The following is a 22057-nucleotide window of genomic DNA, read 5'->3' as shown; positions in this document are numbered from 1 at the left end:
TTAAATTGCCAACATTAATATAAAAGCAATTAAATTATTTAATATATGAATTGTTCATGAATATGTCATGTTACCTTTTGTATATAGAAATACTCCAGAAAGCACAAAACCTGCTGCACTATAACTTAAAATATGTCCAAAATCAAAAGTTGTCCCGTAGTGAACAAATCCAAAAAACATAGCACTAGAAACAAAACCCAATAACTTGTTTGATGCATTTAAATTAAAACTATTTCTCATACAAATTTCTTCACACAAAGGTGCTGTTATTATTGAAAAAAGAAATAGCAATATAATGTATGCTATTTTTGCACCATTACCAAAATCACCATCTAGTATTCCAGAACCATTTAAACTCTCTTGATTATTACTTCCCTCAAATCCAAATAATTTTGTTTCAATAAGATTTGTAATTATTAAATTTACAAACACAAATAGTAAAACAACTCCAATTAAAGATATGAAAATTACTTCTTTTCAATTTTTTTTAAAGGTTTCTTTTATTCTTTTAGGTATTTTTCTATCATATTTTAAAACCAAAGCTATTATTGTAATCTCTGTTATAAACATAGTAATTATGGATGCAAACGAATTGATTGCTTCTTTATTTTCTTCAGTTATTTTTACAAAAATAGAAACAAAAATAGAAACAATAACGCTTGCTAATTGAGGTCCCAATATGAATAAATATATTCATAAATAACCCTCCTTAAAGATTCCGGCATTATTTCTTATACAACTAAATATTAGACCAATACAAACAGAAACAATATATAGTATTTGAAAACCTTCTTTATAATCAGGGTTAATTAATCAGATCATTAAAGCCAAAATGAAAGGAACTATCAAAACAGTTGTAACAAATATCATTCCATCTGTTTTGTAATTTAGTATATCAAATCTAAATTTTGCCTCTTCACTCAAATCAAAATGTTTTGATCTAAATCTATTATTTTTTTCTTTTAAATTATTTCAAAAACCTTTAGTGTTGTTTTCCATAAAATCACCTTATATTATTTTACTACTAATATATTGATAAAAATAAAAAAACCCAATGGGTTTTCAAATAGTAAAAATATTATTTTACTTGTGCTATTAAGTCACCTTTTTTAACTTTTCCTGTCTTAACAATTTCAAAACTTCTTCCATTCATTGAATCTGTTGTAAAAATTAAAGGTGTTTGCATTGATGGAACTTTTTTTGCTACGTTTTCAATATCAACTTCAACTAACAAGTCACCTTTTTTAACATTTTGTCCTTGTTTAACATTGATATCAAAACCTTCTCCGTTTAATGATACTGTATCTAAACCAATGTGTAATAAAATTTCTACTCCATTTGAATTAGCAATTCCATAAGCGTGACCACTTGGGAAAACAGTTACAAGTTTTCCATCAATTGGTGCTACAAATTCACCATTTTCAGGAACTAAAGCTAAACCATCTCCCAACATTTTTTCTGAAAACACTTCGTCTTCAACTTTTGAAAGATCTATTACTTCACCATCAACTGGTGCGAATACATCTAAATTTTTATTTTTTGTAAATAATCCCATAAATAATCTCCTCAACTCAATTTTACAATAAAATAGTGTGTTATGTGTTTTTTAATTTATAAAAATTTAGCAAAACAATCGTTTCAATGATCATTGTATATTCCAATTGCTTGCAAAAAAGAATATACAGTAACTGGTCCTGTAAATTTAAAACCTCTCTTTTTTAAATCTTTTGAAATTAAAATTGATAGATCATTTTTTGCATCTAAATCATTCATAGTTTTAACATCATTGACAATTTGTTTGTTATCAACAAATTGTCAGATATATTTATCAAAACTTCCAAATTCTTTTTGCACATTGATAAAGCAATTTGCATTTATAGGCAAAGAATATATTTTTAATTTATTTTTCACAATCCCATCATTTAATAATAATTCTTCAAGTTTCTCTTTTTTGTAATTTGCAATTTTATTGTAATCAAAGTTATCAAAAGCTTTTCTAAAATTATCTCTTTTTAAAAGTATTGTTAATCAACTTAAACCTGCTTGCATAGTTTCTAAAATTAAAGTTTCAAAAATAAGATTATCATCATGAGTTATTTTCGCCCACTCTTTATCATGATATTCCAACAATATTGGGTTGTTGCTTTTTCAATCACATCTTTTCATAATTCTAAGTTTCCCTTTTTGCAAATAAAAAGTCCATATCTTACGTTTTTAAAAACGCGATAAAGGACCCTTAATTATTTATCTTGCATTAATTCTTTTACTAATTTTAATACTTGATCTGATGTTTCACATTCAAGAGCTTTATTTGCTAACTCTTGAGTTTCTTTTAAAGTAAGTTTTGACATTATACTTCTTGCTTTTAAAATACTTGTAGCTGACATTGAGTAAGCATCAAGTCCTAACCCCATTAATAAAGGAATAGCATCTGGTTCTCCAGCCATTTCTCCACACATTCCAGCTCATTTACCGTGTTTGTGTGCTCCATCGATTGTCATTTTTAATAATCTTAAAATTGATGGGTTATATGGTTGGTATAGGTAAGTTACATTTTCGCTCATTCTATCTGCTGCCATTGTATATTGGATTAAGTCATTTGTTCCAACAGAGAAGAAATCTGCATGTTTTGCAAAGTTTTCAGCATTAACTGCTGCTGCAGGTATTTCTACCATCATTCCTATTTCTAAGTCGTCTCCAACTTTGTGGCCTTCTTTTTCTAATTCTGCTTTACAATCTAAAGTAAATTGTTTTGCAGCTAAGAATTCATCTACAGTTGCGATCATTGGGAACATAATTCCTACTGGTCCAAATGCACTTGCTCTTAGTAAAGCTCTAATTTGATCTTTGAAGATATCTTTTCTATCTAAAGTAAATCTAATAGCTCTATATCCTAAGAATGGGTTCATTTCATCTGGGAATGAGAAATATGATAATTTTTTATCCCCACCAATGTCTAAAGTTCTAATAACAGTTAGTTTACCATTCATTTCTTCAACAACTTTTTTGTATGAAACGAATTGTTCTTCTTCTGTTGGGAAGTGATCATTGTCCATGTATAAGAATTCACTTCTAAATAAACCAATAGCTTCTCCACCATTTTCTAAAACAGCTTCTACATCTTTTGGACTACCAATGTTTCCTTCTAATACAAATCCATCAAATCCATCTTTTGTTAAAGTTGGTTGATCTTTTAGTTTTTGTAATTCAGCTTTTTCTTTCGCAAAGTTTTCTGCTAATTTTTCTCACTCCGCTTTGTTTGCTGGATTAATTTCAACATCTCCTGTTTCACCATTTAATGCTAAAGTATCTCCTTCTTTTACATCATGTAAAATAGTTTTTAACCCTAAAACAGCAGGAATTTCTAAACTTCTTGCCATAATAGCAGCATGACTAGTTCTTCCTCCGATGTTACATGCAAAACCTTTTACAAATTTTGGATTTAATTGAGCAGTTTGAGAGGGTGTTAAATCTTCAGCTACAATGATAACTTCTTCGCTTATTGTTGCTAAATCAGCTACAGGCATATTTAGAACGTATCTGATTAATCTTTCAGTAACGTCTTTTACGTCTGCTGCTCTTTCTTTGAAGTAATCATCATCCATTGCTTCAAACATTGAAACATATTTGTCAGCAACTTCTTTAATTGCTTGTGCTGCATTGTAATTGTGTTCTTTAACTAAACCAGTAAACTCTTCTGCCATTGCGGGATCTTCTAAAATTGAAGCATGAGCTTCAAAGATAGCTGCTTTTTCTTCTCCAAGTTTTTCCTTGGCAATTTTTTGTAGACTTTCTAAATCTGACTTAGCTTTTTCAATTGATGAAGTTATTATTGATAACTCCCCTTCAATATTTTTTGTTGGTTCTTTTGATATTACGATTGGTTGTTCGTCAAGTATATAAACTTTTGCTATTGATATACCATTACTTGCACCAATTCCTGAAAATTTGTTAGACATTAGTATAACCTCCTATTAAACATATATATTATACACAATTATCAGTTTCAAGAGTTAAAAAGTGGGTATAAAAAAACAGCAATTATATTGCTGTTTCTCCTTTTCTTGAGATACTTACATATTTTGTTTTTGTTTCAACAAAAACATTATATGATGACATAGCTATTATTAATGCTACACCAATAATTAAAAGTGATTGTTGTAAGACAGTTCTTCAGTTATAACCTCAACTGTCACTTTCTAGATATTTATTTTTATTCATGATATCAATTCATTGGAAGTAACCAATTCAGTAGTTTATAACTCATATTAATAAAACTATTGATGATATTAATACGATAGTTGCATTTGCAGTTCTTCTTGTTTTACCTACTAAATGAATTAATCTGAAATGATTTAAGGTGAAGCCTATTGGAACTATAAATCAAAGCATATAAATTATTAGATTTCAATTTGATATTAATGCATATACATATGCAGGGTTATAAACTGGTGGTTTTTCTCCTGAAGGAACATTATGAAAAATTTCTCTTATGTAAGCTAGTGATTCATTTACTATAGGAAGTAATTTGAATTTTTTGCTCACTCCTTCTGCATTAGTGAATTCAAAACCCATAAAACCTGCCATAACAAGTGTTAAAAGTGCTACAAAAATTACCAAAAAGAAAGTAGTCTTTCAGTTATTTGATGGACTAAATATATTTTTTACTTTTTTCATATAACTATTCCTCCTTACCTACTTCATACAATTCTTTAAATAGACCTGGTTTTTTAATAAGTTCATTAAATGTTCCAACTTGAGCTATTTTTTTGTTTGTATCTAAAACAAATATTTGATCATAGTTTTTAATTGTACTTAATCTATGTGCAATTGCAATTGTTGTTTTTCCAACAATTAATTTATCTAATTCTGCAGAAATTTCTTTTTCAACAAGGTTATCTAAAGCACTTGTAGCTTCATCTAAAATAATTAAGCTTGGATTTTTTAAGAACATTCTTGCAATAACCATTCTTTGTTTTTGACCACCACTTAGTTGTTTTCCTCTTTCTTGTAAGAAAGTATCATAACCATTTGGTAAATCCATAATTAAATCATGAATTTTTGCTTTTTTACATGCCTCGATAATTTCATCATCAGTTGCATCATTTTTAATATATCTTAAGTTTTCTTTAACTGATGCAGAAAGTATTTGTGGTTCTTGATCAACATAACCAATACTGTCCATTCAGTTTTTTAAGTCAATATCTCTAATCTCTTTATTTCCATTGATGTTTATTTGTCCTTCAAATTCTTCATAGAATCTCATAATTAATCTAGTAACAGTAGATTTACCGCTTCCAGAAGGACCTACAAAGGCATAAGATTTTCCTTTTTCTAAAGTAATGTTTAAGTCTTTAATAACTGGAACATCAGGACTTGAAGGATATGCAAAAGTAACATTTTTAAATTCAATAGAATTGATTTGGTTGTTTTCAATTTCCACTGTATCTTCTTTTTCTACAACATCATTTGTGTCATTGATAATATCTCCGATATTTTGTGAAGATTTATTAGTTTCGTTAATACTTTGTAGAATCGTATTTAATTGGAATATTGGAGTAACCATAACAAATATACCAGCTGTAAATGATGAGAAAACTGTGATAAGTTTTTGAGTATTCGCACCATAAATAAATACCCCGAAAATCATTGAAGAAAGAGTTAAACAACCCATTGCCCCAATAATAATTCCTGGAATAACTGAAATTGCAAAGTTCAATCTTTTATTTTTCTTATTATTTTTTTCAGTTTCTATATTATTTGCTATAACTTCTTTTTCTCAACTACCACTTGATTTAACAAGTCTAATTGATGCAATTTTTTCGGTAATTTCAGCATCATGTTTTGATCTTTCTTCCATACTTTTTTTAACTGGTTTTGAAATAGCCAAAACAGCTACAAGAGCTAATAATAATACAAAGAAAATTAAAGCAAACATTAATAATGCAATAACTGGGTCAATATAAATCAACATAGCAACTGACCCAATTGTTGAAAATAGTATAAACACTATAATAATTGGAGCAACTTTAAGTTGGTTTGCTATATTTTTTGAATCTTTAACAATTGTTTCTGTAATTTTTCCTTGAGAATTTTGATTATAAAATTCTACATTTTTATTAAGAAGTGATTTAACAAGTTTATTTTTTAAATCTGTATTAGCATCTTCACTAATTTCTCCACATAAACAGTATGCTGTATACATTAATACAATAATTAATGAAATACATCCTAATAAGATTCAAACTCACTCTATTTTATCTATTTGTCAAAATAGAAAGTCAGCTCTAGCCACACCATCAGCAACAGATACATATGAAAAGTAATGTGCATGTATAACAGATGTTATTACTGGATCGCTTATTTGGTGATTTGGATTAGCTAAAAAATCTAATAGCGCTTTTATTTGATCATCACCTAAACCGTGATTGCTACTTTCCAAAATTTTATTAACTAAATCAACCATAAATTCTGGATTTTTGAAAGTGCTTAAAAGTGTTTCTGCAACAAGAAGTGCAGTTAATTGTCTTGCTATAAAAATATTAAATACTGATACAGCAGAAACTAAAAGTATTAAAAAGACTACAAAAAATGCTTTAACTTTATATTTTTTTCAGTAAAAAAATCAAAGACCAAAGAAACCTTTACTTTTCTTGAAGTCATTTGTTTCAGTTAAATTAACTAAATATTCGTCTTTTTCATATCTGACAAAAAAGTTATTTTCCATTGTTATTTTCTCCTAGTAATAATAATTATATATTAAATATATTAACTTTTAAATGTTGTAAGTTGAAAACAAAAAAACACCATTTGGTGTTTTAAATTTTAGCTTTTCTAGCTCATAGTAAGTAAATTAAATATGTAAATCCTAATCCAACTAGTAGGTAAATAGCAAATGCTAATGGAGCAATAAATCCTAATTTTTTAGATAACTGAACATTTTCAAAAATCGGTGTTAAAGGTTGCTCACCATCTATTGCATTTCTTATATCAACACTAGCTAAGTCTTCTAAGTTTTTGTAACCTGTTGTTAATCCACTATAACCAAGCATAGAATCTCTAAATAAAAGATCTTTTGTAAAGTTATTACCAAATAATTGAGAATTTAAAATAGAAAAATGACCAAAAATATTTAAATTATTTTTCAATATAGAAGAATTTGTTCAATCTTGATAATTTTCATATACTTCTCTAGGATTATCAAAAGGTCTTGAGTCATAACTATTATATCTATACTCAGCTCTTGAAATCATTGTTGATATCCATGACTCTGTAATAATGTCATTTATTATCATTAGCTCAGGATATCTTTTATAAACTTTATAAATGTCACTGTTTTCATCATTTGAAATAATGCTGTTTCCATAACCACCGTCAAAGGAACTAACAAACACAAATGGTTCATATACAGGGTCTTTACCCCCACTTGAATAATATCTTTCTCTTATTGAAGGTAATATAAATTTGTATTTTGAATATAATCTATCAACTCAATTTAATAAATTTTTATATTCTTTTGTTTTTTCTTGTTTATTAAGTCATTTAATTAATGGAGATATATCATGAAAATTACTATCATAACCGTTTTCATCCATAAATCCACCTTGATATCCAGGTAGAGAAAGTGGAGGCTTATTATTGTTAGTTTTCATTCCTTCTTCTACAGTTTTAAAAATATCATTTAATAGGTTAAAGATGCTTGTATCCAATAAAGGTTGATATAATTTGTTATCGTGAGCATCTGACTTCACTTTTATGTTAAATGTTCCTCCATATAAAGAAGAACTAAAAGCTTCTTTTGCTTCACTGTTATTTCTGAAATTTGGGTTTAAGTATAAATAAATAGAATAACTATTTATTATAGTTTCTTTTGTTTTACCATCTTGTGTGTATCATGTTAAACCAGAAGCGTTTTTTGTTAACTGATAAGAAAGAATTGACTTTCCACCTTTATTTTCGTCTTTGAAAAGTGCTTGTATTTTATTGCTTTCATCATCTTTCATAGTTTCATAAAATGAGTTTGCTATTGAAAGTTTTAAGTTTGTTTTCATTACGAGTTGATGATTCATTGATGTATCATATTCCATAATTGTATCCATTGAAGAAATCATTCCAGAAAACACCAATAACATAGCAATAAAAACATTAAGCATAACACTTCAAGCAAGTGAGCAAAGTATTGTTACTGCAAATACAACTGGTGTTCAAACTATTCCAATAAAGAAGTAAAAAACACAAGTGCTAAGTATCACTAGAGAAAAAGGACTAAATTTAAATATGATATCAGATCCAATAGCTATTTTTAATATTGAGTTTGCAAGTGCTAATCCTCCAACAAATGTCATAAACACATATCATCTTAATAAAAAAGACTTTTTATAACTAACTCCAGATCTTATTTCAATATTTTGAATACCTTCTAATAATTGTTTTTTGATTAATTCAGAAGACAATATTATCATAAAAATAATAAAGAAGAATATTTCACATATAAATTGAATAGAGACCATTATAGTACCAATTGATGCTGCATCATCAGGATTTTTCATAAAAGAAGTTACTAACGAAGACATTATAAGTGTAACCAATAACGATACAATAGCCATTGCTATAACTGCTTTGTTTCTTAATAGTCTTTTTATATTTATTAAATATAAAGTACTAAAACCACTAAAAGTATTTTCATCTTTTTTACTTTTAATTTTTTTGGGTTTGGGTGCTTTAACTAAGTTTAAATTTACTTGTGACATATTAAATTCCAATCCCTTCATTTGCGCTATAAATTTCTTTTAATAATTTTTCTTTATTATCTTTTTCTGCCATAACTAATTTATATAATTGAGCAATTGATTCCGTTTTGTTATCGAAATCTTTTTCCATAACAACTTCTCCGTCTCTAATAAATACAACATAGTTTGCAACTTCTTGTAGTTCTTCCAAAATATGACTTGTGATCAGTATTGTAACTCCTATTTTTGAAAGTTCATGCAAAATATTCATGAAAGATAATTTAGCTTCAACATCCACATTAGCTGTTGGTTCATCAAAAACTATATATTCCGGAGTTCTAACAAGAACACTTGCCATAATAGCTCTTTTTTTTCATCCAGCACTTAAACTTTTTATTTTTTTATTTATATATGGTTCTAAAGATAACATAGCAAATATTTTTTTAGCAGCATCTTGAGCTTCTAACTTGCTCATACCATTTACAGCACAAACGTAAGATACATAATCTTTAACTTTCATATTCAAAGGAACACTGTTTGAGTCAGGGAAAAAGGCTATTCTTTGAAGATTATCTTCATCAAAGATGCTTCGCCCATCCATTAAAATTTCACCTTGTTCTAATTTTAATTCTCCGAAAAGAGCTTTAATTGTTGTTGTTTTTCCAGCTCCATTGTCACCAACAAAAGCTACAACTGATCCTTTTTTGATTTTAAAACTTACTTGGTTTATAACAAAACCACCTAAGTCTCTTGTAATATTTTTAATTTCAATCATATTTAAGCTCCTTTCTATAATTTAGCTTTCTTATTAAATACAACATAACCAAGATATCCTAGTGGAGATATTAATACTATATATACAAAGTAAGCTAAAGGAATCAAGAATGCTTTTTTACTTTTAACACTAATAGTTTTGTATGGAGACTCCATAGCTTTGTTTGAATCCTTATTTGTATAACTAAAGTTTTCAAAGTCAAATATGTTTTTTATTGTATAAAACTGTCCTTGGTAAAATGCTTCATTAGAAACATTAAGTAAATCATTGTATAAAGGATCTGAGAATAATCCTGTAGACATTGCTGCAAAGTGTCTAAAAATATCTGTTTTTAGAGAGTTTGAAGCAACTGTTGTATTGTAATATTCATATAAAGATGAATCTAAAGCACCTTTTCTATAAACATCAAAGTCCATAGACATTCTTCATAAACTTACTAATAGTTGATTTATTATTGTTAGTTCAGGGAAGTCATTATATACTTTTGCCATTTCATTATTGTGATTAAAAGCTTCAGGGTTATTTTTATCTATACCTAAGTCTTTTCTTTTATTGCTAGATGTATTATCACCGTCTACTTGATCTAAGTTGAATGAATTTGGCATATATTGATCTTCATTTTCAATTGTATAAACTTCTTTTCAACTATAGTAGTTAAGTTTTCCGAAATAATAAGAATTTTTATCTCTAGTAGCAGGTATTAAAGCACTGTCAATAATATCATTATAAGCAGCCCTTCTTCCATCTGAACCTCCACTTCAATAGTTATTAGCTAAGTTTGATGGAGCAATTACAGAGTTATATTTATTATAGAAATTTAAAATAAAATTAAGTATATTTGAATATTCTGGCAAATCTTTTGAAAGTTGTTTTACAAAATCATTAAGATCAATATTTGAACCTTCATTCTTTATATTTCATCTGTATGTTGTTGGTTCAATAAACATAGTGGGTATTTCACCTTTATATTTAGAATTAAATTCATTTCTATTTTTATAAACATAATCATTGATAGGTTCTAAAATATTTCAAATTGGAGTTCCTTCTAGAAGATAACTTCTTTTGATATCGCCAAACTGAGTTTTTTGTTCAAAGACATTGTAGTTATAATAAACTTGACCTAAACCTAAATTTTTTGTAAGAATATGACTTGCCTTTGAGTTTTTTATTGCTTTACCATTATAAAGACCGTTTTCCTTAACGTTATGTCTTAAAGAAAAACCTTCAAGTTTATAGCTTTCATCATAAACATTATTTTTATTTTCTGTTTCTGTAGCAATTGGTGAAAGTACTTGATTTACATAATCATTTATCAATTTATTAGTTATTGAATTACCATTAGCATCTGTATCATTAAATAACTTTTCATCATATTTAAATTGATTGTAGAATTGGCTACCAGATAAAACCCTTATGTTTGTTTTATAGTTTGAATCATTATTTGGTTTAATCATAAATTTAATTGATGCTGTTATAGGAGCTAACACAATTGCTATCATATAAACCATTGCAAACATAGTTGCCATTGAAGTTTTTAAAAGAACCATAGCAACAGTCATAATTAAAGTAGTGAAAAATGCTAAAAACCCAAAAAAGAAAACTTGTGAGTAATGTAAATTAAAGAACAAAACTGTATCTTTAAGACTAGCAAAATTTAAAATTATAGTTACAAACAAAGTTACTCCAATATAAACTAGAGAAGTTGAATATATTATTAAAACTCTTATTAAATAAGATTTTCATGTCTTAAAACCAGCTCTTAATTCAATTGAAGCTATTCCGTCTTTAACTTGCTTTTTAAATAAGTATAGAGAGTTAAGTAAAATGTGAAATATTAAAGCAGCTGAACCTAAAGTATATACAAGTATTTTATATTTTCCATATTCAGCAGATGAACCACTAGTTATAACGCTAGAAAATTCAAGAATAAAAAATAAAGACATAAGAGAAGCAAAAGTAATCCCACTTAAAATAGAACCAACATCTTTAAGACTTAATTTTAAGTTTATTTTATAAAGAAGAGAAAAATTTTTAAATTCTTTATTAAAATTTACTTTTTTTTCTTCTTTACTTAATGTTTTTAAGACTTTTTCCATTATTTTGTTTCCTTTTTAAGATATAGTTCTCTTAATATATGTAGATCTTTAATTGGTTCATTCATGTGTTTTTTATAAACATCCATTATATGTTCTTTTGTTCTATCAAAATCATTTGCATAAACTATTTGTCCTTTTTTTATTAATACCAAATAGTTAGCTAATTCTTGTAATTCTTCAATTATATGACTTGTTATTAAAATAGTTATTCCTACTTTTGAAAGTAGTTTAAAAATATCCATAAAATACATTTTTGACTCAACATCAACATTGGCTGTTGGTTCATCAAATATTATGTATTCTGGAGATCTTACCAAAACACTTGCCATAATAGCTTTTTTCTTTCAACCAGAAGAAAGCTCTTTTATTTTTTTATCTTTATAAGGTCTAAGTTCTAATAATCTATAAACATTATCTATACTTAAATCAGTTTTTTCTTTTGTCATATTATTTGCTGCACAAATATAGTGTAAATATTCATGTATTTTAATATCCAAAGGTACGTTGTTTGAATCTGGAAAAAAAGCTACTTTTGAAAGATTGTTGTTTTTAAACAAATCTTGTCCGTCAATAAGTATTTCTCCACTATCCAATTTTAATTCTCCAAAAAGAGCTTTAATTGTTGTTGTTTTTCCAGCACCATTATCTCCAACAAAAGCTACTACAGATCCTTTTTTTATTGTAAAACTTACATTATCTAAACCGAAATTACCTAATTTCCTAGATATATTTTTTATCTCTATCATATTATTCCCTCTTACTAATAATTATAAACTAGAAAAAAATTTTAATTTTTAATTAAAAAAAAAAAAAAAAAACTTTTTTATAAAAAGTTTTTTAGATTACACAAGCATCACATTCATAGTTTTCACTATCTTCAAGAACTTCTTGACGAACTCTTACGTAGTATATTGAAGCACATCCTTTTTTGAATGCTCTAATATATGCTTTGTTTAAGTCTCTTGTTGTTGCTTGGTCTGTCATAAATAATGTTAATGAAATTGCTTGGTCAACGTGTTGTTGAGCAGCAGCAACTATATCAATAATTGGATCTGGTCCAACTTCATAAGCTCCAAGTGAGTAGTATCCCATATTGTCAAAGTCAATTTTGTAAGCAGGAACATAAACTCTTCCAAGTTTTCCTTCTTTTCTTACTTCAACTGGTGCAACTACTGGTTGTAAACTTGGTGTACATGATGATAAGTAACTAATTGATCCTGTAGGAGCAACTGCCATCAAGTGTGAGTTTGCAAGTCCTGTTTTTTTAATTTCTTCTGACAATTCAATTCAATCTTTTTGAGTTGGAATTGTTACATTGTTTTTATCAAATAAGTTTTTAACTGTGTCTGATTCTGGTGTTCATTTACTTTCTTCACATTTTGTATATTTATCAAAATATGAACCATCAGCAAATTTAGAAATTTTAAATCCTGCAAATGAACCATATTCTTTAGCTAACTTGTTTGAAGCTTTGAAAGCATGGTAGGCCATTGTGTAGAAGAACATGTTTGTAAAGTCTACGGCTTCAGGTGAATTATAGTAAATGTGGTTTGTTGCTAAGAATCCGTGTAGATTCATTGCCCCTAAACCAACAGCATGGTTATTTTTGTTTCCATTTTCAATTGATGGAGCACTTGATAAATCACTGTTTCTTGAAACGTGATCTAAAGCAAGAATTGAGTTATAAATTACTTCTGAGAACTCTTCTCCACTTTCCATAGTTTTTGCAATATTCATACTTCCTAGGTTACAACAAATGTCTTCCCCTGTTTTTGAGAATGATAAGTCTGCATTAAATTCACTTGGTGTTGAAACTTGAACAATTTCACTACACAAGTTACTCATAACAATTCTTCCAGCAACTGGGTGAGCGTTGTTATTGTTTACAGTATCATCAAATAATAAGTATGGATATCCACTTTCGAAATGCAGTTCAGCTATTGCTTGGAATAGTTTTCTAGCATTTATGTAAGTTTTTTTAATTTTTGGATTGTTAACCATGTTTTCATATTCTTCAGTAACTGAGATATCTGAGAATGGTTTTCCATAAACTTTAGCAACATCATAAGGACTAAATAGAGCCATTTCTTTATTTTCTTTTGCTAATTCAAAAGTAATATCTGGAACTACAACTCCTAATGATAATGATTTAATTCTGATTTTTTCATCAGCATTTTCACGTTTTGTATCTAAGAATGACATGATGTCTGGGTGGTGAACATTTAAGTAAACAGCTCCAGCACCTTGTCTTTGTCCTAATTGGTTTGCATATGAGAATGAATCCTCTAAGATTTTCATTACAGGAATAACTCCAGTAGCTTGGTTTTCAATGTTTTTAATTGGTGCACCAAATTCTCTTAGGTTTGTTAAACATAAAGCAACTCCTCCACCACGTTTTGATAATTGTAATGAAGTTGTAACAGCTCTAGCTATTGATTCCATGTTATCTTCAACCCTTAATAAGTAACAAGAAACATATTCCCCTCTTTGTTTTTTACCAGCATTTAAGAATGTTGGAGTTGCAGGTTGGAATCTTCCTAAAATTATTTGTCTTAAGATATTTTTAGCTTTTTCAAAGTTTCCTCCAGCTAAAAATAAAGCATTTGCAACAACTCTATCTTCATAGTTTTCAAGATATTGTTTACCATCGAATGTTTTTAATCCATAAGCATTAAAGAATTTTAATGCACCCATAAAACTTGGGAATTTAAATTCAAATGAGTAAGCATATTTTGTTATCTCATCAATTTGATCCATTGAGTATCTATTCATAACCTCTTCATCATAGTATTGATTAGTTATTAAATATTCAATTCTTTCTTTTGTACTTGAGAATTTAACCATATTTGGTTCAATGTGTTCTTTCATGTACAATTCTGCTGCTTGAATATCTAGTTTGAAGTTATCTTGTCCAGGCACAAATAATTTTGCTCTGGCATTTAATTTGATATATTCATCAGATTCATCTGTACCAGAAAGACTTTTAATATTATCTTTGTTCATAATTTTTATTCCTTTCAGAAATCTTCTAGGATTTCTCTAATTGTTTCCACGTCATGTTTTGTTCCTAATAATTCAAATTGGTAAAGTAATGGTACTTTTAATTTTTTGGAAATTATAGGTCCTGCAATTGCAAAGGTATCACCAAAGTTAGTGTTACCCGATGCAATTACCCCTCTACACAAGTTTCTGTTTTTTTCATTATTTAAGAATTTTACAACTTGAGCTGGAACAGCTCCTTTTGTATCTCCGCCCCCTCCAGCATAAGTTGGAGTTATTAAAACATATTCCTTATCTACAATTAATTGTTCGTCTAGTTCATAAGGAATTCTTGCTTCATTTACGTCTAATTTTTCCATAAATCTATGAGTGTTGTTTGAAATTGATGAAAAGTAAACAACAAATACTTTTCCTTTTGGTCTCTTAACATCTTTGTGAGATATCTTGATGACATCGTCGTGCATTTTAGAATTCTCAGTCTTCGTCTGAAGTTTCTTCAGTAACACCCATTACATATGATGAACCATTACCTGAGAAGAAGTCATGGTTTTCATCAGCTCTAGCTGATAATTGAGTAAATATTTCTGGCTCAATTCTTGTTTCTTCTTCTGTAAATGGTGATTCATACCCTAAGTTTTGTAAAAATTTACCTGCATTATATAAACTGAATCTTACTGCATCTTCTGCAATTCCAAATCCATCATATAATTCATATAAGAATTTGTTTTCTAAATCTATTAATTCATATAATAGATCGAATACAAATTTTTTCATTTCTGCTTGTTTTTCAGGAGAAAGTTTTTCAACTTTTCTTTGGTATTTATAACCACTGTAGTAGTTATGAATAACTTTGTCTCTTAAAATTAATCTAATTATGTCAGAAGTATTTGGCAATTTACCTCTAGCTGATAAGTAGAATGGTAAATAGAATCCTCCATATAGTAAGAATCCTGGCATAAGTGCTGCTGCAACTTTAGATTTTAATGGATCATTTCCTACATAATAAGGAATTAAAGCTTTCGCTCTTTCTTGTAAACTATCACAGTTAATTACTCATTCATGAGCTTCTTCAATTTGTTCACTTGAACAAAGTGTAGAAAATATTGTTCCATATGATCTTGCATGAACAGCTACCATAAATGCGAAGTTAGTATAAACAACTTGTTCGTGGTCTGTTAATGAGTTTGGAACTTGAGCTACGTCTCCAACAGTTGCTTGGATTGTATCTAAAAGCGTAAGTCCTGTGAAAGTTCTTGTGATTAGTTCTTGTCATTCAGGAGTTAGAGTTTTTCATGAAACTAAGTCATTTGAAACTGGTACCTTTTCTGGTAATCAAAAGTTTTGTGTTGCTCTATTTCAAACTTCTAAATCCTTTTCGTCATTCATAACATTTCAGTTAACTGATCTCATTCTTCCATTAAATTTGTTCATTGCAAATTCAATTGGAGAAAGAGAATCATAGTAATATTGATTTTTTTTCTTTGCCATATTGCATATCGCCTTTCTTAAAAAATTATTTATTCTATTTCTTACAGAATTTTTTTGCGCCTAAAAGGCGCCTTAAATTATAGTTAATGCCTAGATTTTGGGTTGTTAAAAATGAATATTAATTAAAATATATCATTTCACAAAACAAATAATGTATAAGTACATCTTTTTAGTGAAACAAAAACACGATGTTTGTATCGTGGCTAAAATATTATTCTGTAAATATCTCTTTTATAGCCAGTAAAAGATTTAATATAAAAAGATTGGTTTCTGACTCAAATTCTTATAAATCATTACTAATTTATTTCCTTATTACAGGTGCTGGTACAGTTTTGGAGTTTCACCAAATATCCAGTCTTTTTGTGAAATTGTGTTTTTTATTTCTATAATGTTATAACTAAAAAAAAGAAAAAAGTAACCTCTTTTTTAAAAAAAATGAAATATATTATTAATAAATTTTCTAAAAAAAATTCTAATTTTTGGAATAGGAATTGACATAAGACAAATAAAAAAAGGCCTTTTATAGCCTTATTAATATTAGATAATTGAGTTATCTTTCATTGCTTTTTCAATTGCTTCAATAGCTTCGTTTTCATCTTCGCCATTTGCTTCAATTGTAATTTCAGCACCTGTTTTAACAGCAAGTGCCATAACGTTCATAATTGATTTTAAGTTTCCTTCTTTATCTCCACATTTAATTTTAATTTCTGATGCAAATTTTGAAGCTTCTTTTGTTAAAACTGATGCAGGTCTAGCATGTAAACCAACTGGATCAATTACTGTTGCCTTGAATGAAGTCATATATTATCCTCCTTAACAATATTATTTTATAGAAAAAAGTGTCTTATACAAGAAAAAATTTCAAAAGATACTTATTTTATCTAAATTATTCCATTTTTTCTCACGCTGAAGTGGTTATTGGAATCATCTTAACTCCTTGTTTTGGGTCCGCAAAAGCAACCGATATATATTTATCTATTACCTTAACAACTGTTCCTTGACCGAACACCATGTGCTTAATTTTGTCACCTTTAACCACGCCAGCATCTAATTTGGTTGGTTTTGCCTCTAAGTTAGGCTTACCTTTATAACCGCTTGTAGTTTCGTTATTTGAGTGGAAGTAAATGTTTCTCTCAATTTCATATAAATCAGGATTTAATTCTTGAATAAATCTTGAAGCTCCCAATTCACCACTGGAAATATAAGAATATTCACCAGATACATAAGATATGAAAAGTAATTCTTGAGCTCTTGTGATTGCAACATAAAATGCTCTTCTTTCCTCTTCTAAACTCTCCATAGAATAAAAACTCATTTTAGATGGGAATACATCTTTGTTTAAACCAACTATAAATACAACTTTATTTTCTAGACCTTTTGCTGAGTGAATTGTCAATAAAGTTACTTTATTAATTTCTGCAATTCCTTCTTCATCACTTGATATAGCCTCTTCTTGTAAGAAACTAACTGCTCTATTTAGTTCATTTTCACTTTGATTATATTCAAGATCATATTTTTCCATTTGATCATAATAAGCCTCAAGGTTTTGTAGGGCCTCTACGTCTTCTTTGTCTTTTAAATCTAATCTATCTCTATAACCAGAAAGTTTCACTAAGAGTTCTGTAAGTTCAAGAAGACTTTTATTTTCTTCGAATACTTCTCTAGCTTTAATTAAACAGTTTATTAACTCATTCAAGTTTTTTGAAATTGAATTAACAGCTTGAGATTCTTTTGTTAAAAAATCAAAAAGATTTAAATCGTATTCATATGCCGCTTGTTTAATTTTTGTAGCAGTTACAGCTCCTACTTTTGGTGTGAATCCAAAAACTCTTTCCATAGCTAAGTCATCTTTAAAAACTACAGCTCTTAATAGAGAAGTTACATCTTTAATTACTTTTCTATCTCTAAATTTAAAACCACCAATTAAATGAAATGGTATTTTTTGGTTTTGAAACTCTTTTTCAAATTCTTGAGACCAAGCATTTGTTCTATACAAAACATAAATATCTGAATACTTATAATTTTTTTCTTCTACTAATTCTTTAATTTTTTTAGATACAAATTTAGCTTCAAAGTTTCTTGAAGCAACTTCTTTGACTTTTACAATTTCTCCCTCTTTTTTCTGAGTGAAGATATCTTTTTTTTCTCTGTTTTTATTGTTATCAATAAACTCATTTGCAATGTCTAAAATTGGTTTTGTAGATCTGTAATTTTCTGTAAGCATTACTGTTCTTGCATTTTTAAATTCATCTTTAAAATTTAAAATAATATTAACTTTAGCTCCTCTTCAAGAATATATTGTTTGATCAGGGTCACCAACAACTGTTAAGTTATTTCTTGAACCAGTTAATCATTTAACTAAATCAAATTGTGTATAGTTTGTATCTTGAAACTCATCAACCAAAATATAATCAAATCGGTTTTTTCATTTTTCTCTAACATCTAAATTTTCATTAAATAATTTATGTACCTTTAAAATTAAATCATCAAAGTCTAAACAATTTTTTTCGCTCAAATATTTTTCATAGTCTCTATAAGCTTTTGCTCATTTTTTTTCAGCGACATTAAAAGTTTCTTCATACGCTTCTTCTCAAGTTAACTGTTTTGATTTTCAATTACTAATTTTTGAAAGTATTTTTTTCTCTGGTTTTGTTTTGTCTGTTGATATATCTAAGTTTTTTATTATGTCTCTAATAATTTTATTTTGATCTGCATTATCAATTATAGTAAAGTCTTTAGACAAACCAATGTATTCACAATCTTCTCTTAAAACCCTTACACAAAAAGAGTGAAAAGTTGTTATCATTGGATTTCTATCCATATCAGGAATTATTTTATTTACTCTGTCTCTCATTTCTTGAGCGGCCTTGTTGGTAAAAGTAACTGCTAAAATTTTTGATGGGAAAATATTTTCTTTCTCAATTAAGTAAGCTATTTTTGTTGTAATAACTCTAGTCTTTCCACTACCCGCTCCAGCTATAATTCTTAAGGGTACATCTGTTGTAATAACAGAATCTAGTTGTTCATCATTAAGTTGTTTTAATAAATTTTCTATCATGTTAATAACTCCTATAACCTTTCTATAATATCAATTATTTATTTATTTTTTTAAAATATTTAAATCTTTATATAATGCATCAAAAAATTCTGATTCAATAAGTTTATTGTGACCTGGTTTTGAACTCAGCATTAAACACATTGTGATTTTGTTTTTTGGGTCCACAAGCCCAGTAGATCCTAAAAGTCCATCTCATCCAAACTCTCCAACTTCTGTTAATGGATATAAAGTGTTCTCCACTCTAACTCTCACACCATAGCCATAACTGTAGTCTTTGTTTGTTGTTCAAATAAAATTTTTTCTAAGTTCTTTGATTTGATCTTTTGTCATTTCTAATAAAACTTCTTTACTTAGTAATTGATTTCCTTTTCTATCTTTTCCATCTAAAAGAAAATCTAAAAAATTAGAGTAGTCTTTAACTGTAGTGAATAATCCTGCGCCACCCATTGGCATATTGGGTACCTTGTTTATTTCTTGAATTAAAAAATCAAAGTCTTCTACTTTTTTTAAATGATTTTTATCATCAACCAAAGTTCATTCATAGACTTTTGCTTCTCTACTTTTATCTTTTAAATAAAAATCACTGTCGTTCATTTCTAAAGGAACAAATATATTTTCATTTACAAAATCCCTAAAACTTTGGTTAGATATTTTTTCTATAACAGCTGCAATAACATCCAATGATAAACCATATCTTCAACTTGTGCCTGGTTCAAACTCCAATGGTATATTAGAAAGTTCTTTCATAAAATCTTCATAGTTCATAAATGTATTATTGTTTTTTATTTTAAATTTTTGAAGTAATTCTGTTACAAGTTTTTGTGTTAAAGATCTATTTCCGAAATATGTGAAACCAGATGTCATTGTAAGCAAATGTTCCATTAATATTTCTTTTTCACAATCAACAACTTTTGTGTTATCTTCTTTGCTTATTACTTTCATATTTTTAAATTCAGGAAAAAATTTATAAAGCGGATCTTTAAGAGAAACTTTTTTCTTGTCTACTAAAATCAAAAAAGCCACAGTTGTTATAACTTTTGTCATTGAATATGCTCTAAAAATTAAATCCTCATTCATTTCACTTTTTATTTCCACATCATTGATTCCATAATTGTAAGAAAAAATATTCTGCTTGTCTTTATTTATTTTTAAAGTTGCACCCATAAAGAATTTTTTATCTACAATCTCTTTTATTTTGTTTATTGTGTTTTCAAAATTATTCATCTTTTTCTCCAATTAGTTTTTCTATTTCTGCCAAGTTAATTTTTCCAGGCTTATCATCTTTTAGATGAACATGTACTTTTTCTTTTTCTTTTTTTTCAATAATCAATATTTTTTCTAAATAATAGACTCTTGTTTTTAATTTTAAATCAACAGCTGATATATTTTCTTTTTGTAAATAAATTGTTAAAGGTATATAAATAAATCACATAGCCAAAAAAACATATCCAATATTATTTATTATTTTCAAAGTAAAATTTAAATCTTCTGTCTGGCTATTTGTAAAAATTACTATACCCATAATAATTTGTATTGTTATTTGAAAAATTAAGGGAATGTATAAAAAATAAAACTCTCTTAAAAAAATTTCTTTCATTTTTATTTTTGTATCATCATCTTTTTTCAACCTTAAATTGAAAATTAATTTTCCTAAAGTGTTGCCTTTTAAAAAGTAAGGAATCAAAATAAAATATGCAAATAAAATAAGCTGACTTACCGGAATATTTATTAATAAAGTTTCCCAATTATGAATTGGATTTAACATAGATAAAACTAAAGTTGGTATTGAACAAATTATAATATCAAAAAGTCTAGCAAAAAAAATTCTTCCCAAATGTGGTTTAACCAAATTATGAGAAGATTTTTCTATAATGTTTTCTTTAGTGTTGTGGTGTGTCATTTAAAATCACCCTTTTTATCTTGCAAGTTTTAATATTTCTTTTATGTATGTTGCAAAATTATCAACTATCTCAATAAATCTAACATCTTTTGTTTCTTTAAAGGCTTTATTATTTTTCATAAAGTCTTCTCTTTTATCTTCAAATTTTCTATTTGCAAAAGTTGCAGCTTTTTTGATTAATAATTTATTATCGTATTTTCTAATATTTCATAATCAAATGTGAACTAGTGTTTTATAGTAAGCATAGTTTAAATAATCTTTAAGATCTCTAAACTTACCAATTCTTCTGTAGTAGTTTAAGATGTGAGTTCATTGGTTTACTAGGTCGAAAACTGAATATTGAACTTGTCCAAGATGCATTGTTTCAAGTGGTTCTTTTGTATTTAAAAATACATATGAATCAGTTTGTCCTAAAACTTTGTATGTAAATAACATATCAAATCTTACAAATCTTCTAAATTTAAATCCAAACTCTTTTAATAATTTAGTTCTAAATAATTTGTTTGCTAATGTAGCACTAACATGTGCATATGGAGAGTACTCTCTATTTAAGTTATATACTTTACCTTTTTCTAGGTAAGTGTCAATAATATCATCTGATAAACCGTGTAACTGAACATTGTATTCAATTAAATCAATTTCTTCACCATCATATTTTTTAAGTTCTGCTCTTATATTTTTTACAAAGTCAGGACTTATTGTATCACCTTGAGAGATAAATTTAATATAGTCACCATCAGCTAGGTCAATTGCAGTGTTTCAACAAACAGCTGCTCCTTGAATTGAACTGTTTACAACAGTTTTTATTTTTTTAATGTCTCAGAAGTAATTTCTTAAAATATCAAACTCTTCATTTTCTTGAATCATTTTATCTGAGATCAAGATGATTTCATAATCATCATCTGTTTGGTTAAGAACACTTTGTAATGTAGCATTAACGTTTTGTTCTATTTCTTGTCATGTAATAACAAATGAAACTAGCATGGAATATCCCCCTTATTTAACATATTA

The 22057-nt window shown here is 27.6% G+C and carries 18 protein-coding genes; all 18 read right to left on the bottom strand.

The window, feature by feature from the left end; translation table 4 throughout:
* The 18 genes from SBIUS_RS00550 to SBIUS_RS00465 all read right to left on the bottom strand — a co-directional run bounded on the left by SBIUS_RS00550 (window position 1) and on the right by SBIUS_RS00465 (window position 22030).
* Window positions 1-999 carry a CPBP family intramembrane glutamic endopeptidase gene (locus SBIUS_RS00550; protein ID WP_162684575.1) on the bottom strand — a complete coding sequence of 333 codons (999 nt, stop codon included), beginning with the start codon at window positions 997-999 and terminating at the stop codon, window positions 1-3.
* Window positions 1000-1078: 79 nt separating this feature from the next.
* Window positions 1079-1555 carry a PTS glucose transporter subunit IIA gene (locus SBIUS_RS00545; protein WP_162684574.1) on the bottom strand — a complete coding sequence of 159 codons (477 nt, stop codon included), beginning with the start codon at window positions 1553-1555 and terminating at the stop codon, window positions 1079-1081.
* 56 nt (window positions 1556-1611) lie between these two features.
* Window positions 1612-2166 (bottom strand): DNA-3-methyladenine glycosylase I, encoded by a 555-nt coding sequence (locus SBIUS_RS00540; RefSeq protein ID WP_203352884.1) that lies wholly within the window; start codon window positions 2164-2166, stop codon window positions 1612-1614.
* Between the two features lie 74 nt (window positions 2167-2240).
* Window positions 2241-3959, bottom strand: coding sequence for a phosphoenolpyruvate--protein phosphotransferase (gene ptsP / locus SBIUS_RS00535; RefSeq protein ID WP_162684573.1), 1719 nt, complete (start codon window positions 3957-3959; stop codon window positions 2241-2243).
* Window positions 3960-4041: 82 nt separating this feature from the next.
* The gene (locus SBIUS_RS00530) at window positions 4042-4677 is read right to left on the bottom strand and encodes a hypothetical protein (RefSeq protein WP_162684572.1); all 636 of its coding nucleotides are present in this window, start codon (window positions 4675-4677) and stop codon (window positions 4042-4044) included.
* A gap of 4 nt (window positions 4678-4681) precedes the next feature.
* On the bottom strand, window positions 4682-6727 hold the full coding sequence (locus SBIUS_RS04445) for an ABC transporter ATP-binding protein (protein ID WP_238988299.1): 2046 nt from the start codon (window positions 6725-6727) through the stop codon (window positions 4682-4684).
* Window positions 6728-6818: 91 nt separating this feature from the next.
* The gene (locus tag SBIUS_RS00520) at window positions 6819-8750 is read right to left on the bottom strand and encodes a hypothetical protein (protein WP_162684571.1); all 1932 of its coding nucleotides are present in this window, start codon (window positions 8748-8750) and stop codon (window positions 6819-6821) included.
* Window position 8751: 1 nt separating this feature from the next.
* Window positions 8752-9504, bottom strand: coding sequence for an ABC transporter ATP-binding protein (locus tag SBIUS_RS00515; RefSeq protein WP_162684570.1), 753 nt, complete (start codon window positions 9502-9504; stop codon window positions 8752-8754).
* Window positions 9505-9518: 14 nt separating this feature from the next.
* On the bottom strand, window positions 9519-11600 hold the full coding sequence (locus SBIUS_RS00510) for a hypothetical protein (RefSeq protein ID WP_162684569.1): 2082 nt from the start codon (window positions 11598-11600) through the stop codon (window positions 9519-9521).
* Window positions 11600-12346 carry an ABC transporter ATP-binding protein gene (locus tag SBIUS_RS00505; RefSeq protein WP_162684568.1) on the bottom strand — a complete coding sequence of 249 codons (747 nt, stop codon included), beginning with the start codon at window positions 12344-12346 and terminating at the stop codon, window positions 11600-11602. Before SBIUS_RS00505 ends, SBIUS_RS00510 begins: the two co-directional genes overlap by 1 nt.
* A 91-nt stretch (window positions 12347-12437) precedes the next feature.
* Window positions 12438-14603: a class 1b ribonucleoside-diphosphate reductase subunit alpha gene (nrdE, locus tag SBIUS_RS00500; protein WP_162684567.1), complete on the bottom strand. Its 2166-nt coding sequence runs from the start codon at window positions 14601-14603 to the stop codon at window positions 12438-12440.
* A 5-nt stretch (window positions 14604-14608) separates the two neighbouring features.
* On the bottom strand, window positions 14609-15064 hold the full coding sequence (gene nrdI, locus SBIUS_RS00495; RefSeq protein ID WP_162684566.1) for a class Ib ribonucleoside-diphosphate reductase assembly flavoprotein NrdI: 456 nt from the start codon (window positions 15062-15064) through the stop codon (window positions 14609-14611).
* 1 nt (window position 15065) lies between these two features.
* Complete coding sequence (nrdF, locus tag SBIUS_RS00490; RefSeq protein WP_162684565.1) at window positions 15066-16088, bottom strand: class 1b ribonucleoside-diphosphate reductase subunit beta; 1023 nt, start codon at window positions 16086-16088, stop codon at window positions 15066-15068.
* Window positions 16089-16625: 537 nt separating this feature from the next.
* On the bottom strand, window positions 16626-16889 hold the full coding sequence (locus tag SBIUS_RS00485; RefSeq protein WP_162684564.1) for an HPr family phosphocarrier protein: 264 nt from the start codon (window positions 16887-16889) through the stop codon (window positions 16626-16628).
* A gap of 85 nt (window positions 16890-16974) precedes the next feature.
* Entirely contained in the window at window positions 16975-19146 is a 2172-nt protein-coding gene (locus SBIUS_RS00480; protein ID WP_162684563.1) for an ATP-dependent helicase, read from the bottom strand.
* 42 nt (window positions 19147-19188) lie between these two features.
* A complete protein-coding gene (locus tag SBIUS_RS00475; RefSeq protein ID WP_162684562.1) occupies window positions 19189-20370 on the bottom strand; it encodes a serine hydrolase in 1182 nt (393 codons plus the stop codon).
* Window positions 20363-21046: an RDD family protein gene (locus tag SBIUS_RS00470; protein WP_162684561.1), complete on the bottom strand. Its 684-nt coding sequence runs from the start codon at window positions 21044-21046 to the stop codon at window positions 20363-20365. Before SBIUS_RS00470 ends, SBIUS_RS00475 begins: the two co-directional genes overlap by 8 nt.
* A gap of 15 nt (window positions 21047-21061) precedes the next feature.
* Complete coding sequence (locus tag SBIUS_RS00465; RefSeq protein ID WP_162684560.1) at window positions 21062-22030, bottom strand: glycosyltransferase family 2 protein; 969 nt, start codon at window positions 22028-22030, stop codon at window positions 21062-21064.
* Window positions 22031-22057: the final 27 nt, after the last annotated feature.

The organism is Spiroplasma sp. BIUS-1, from assembly GCF_010365805.1.
Lineage (GTDB): Bacteria > Bacillota_I > Bacilli_A > Mycoplasmatales > Mycoplasmataceae > Spiroplasma_A.
The sequence above is the reverse complement of the archived record's forward strand: the minus strand, read 5'-3'. Positions and strand labels throughout refer to the sequence as shown.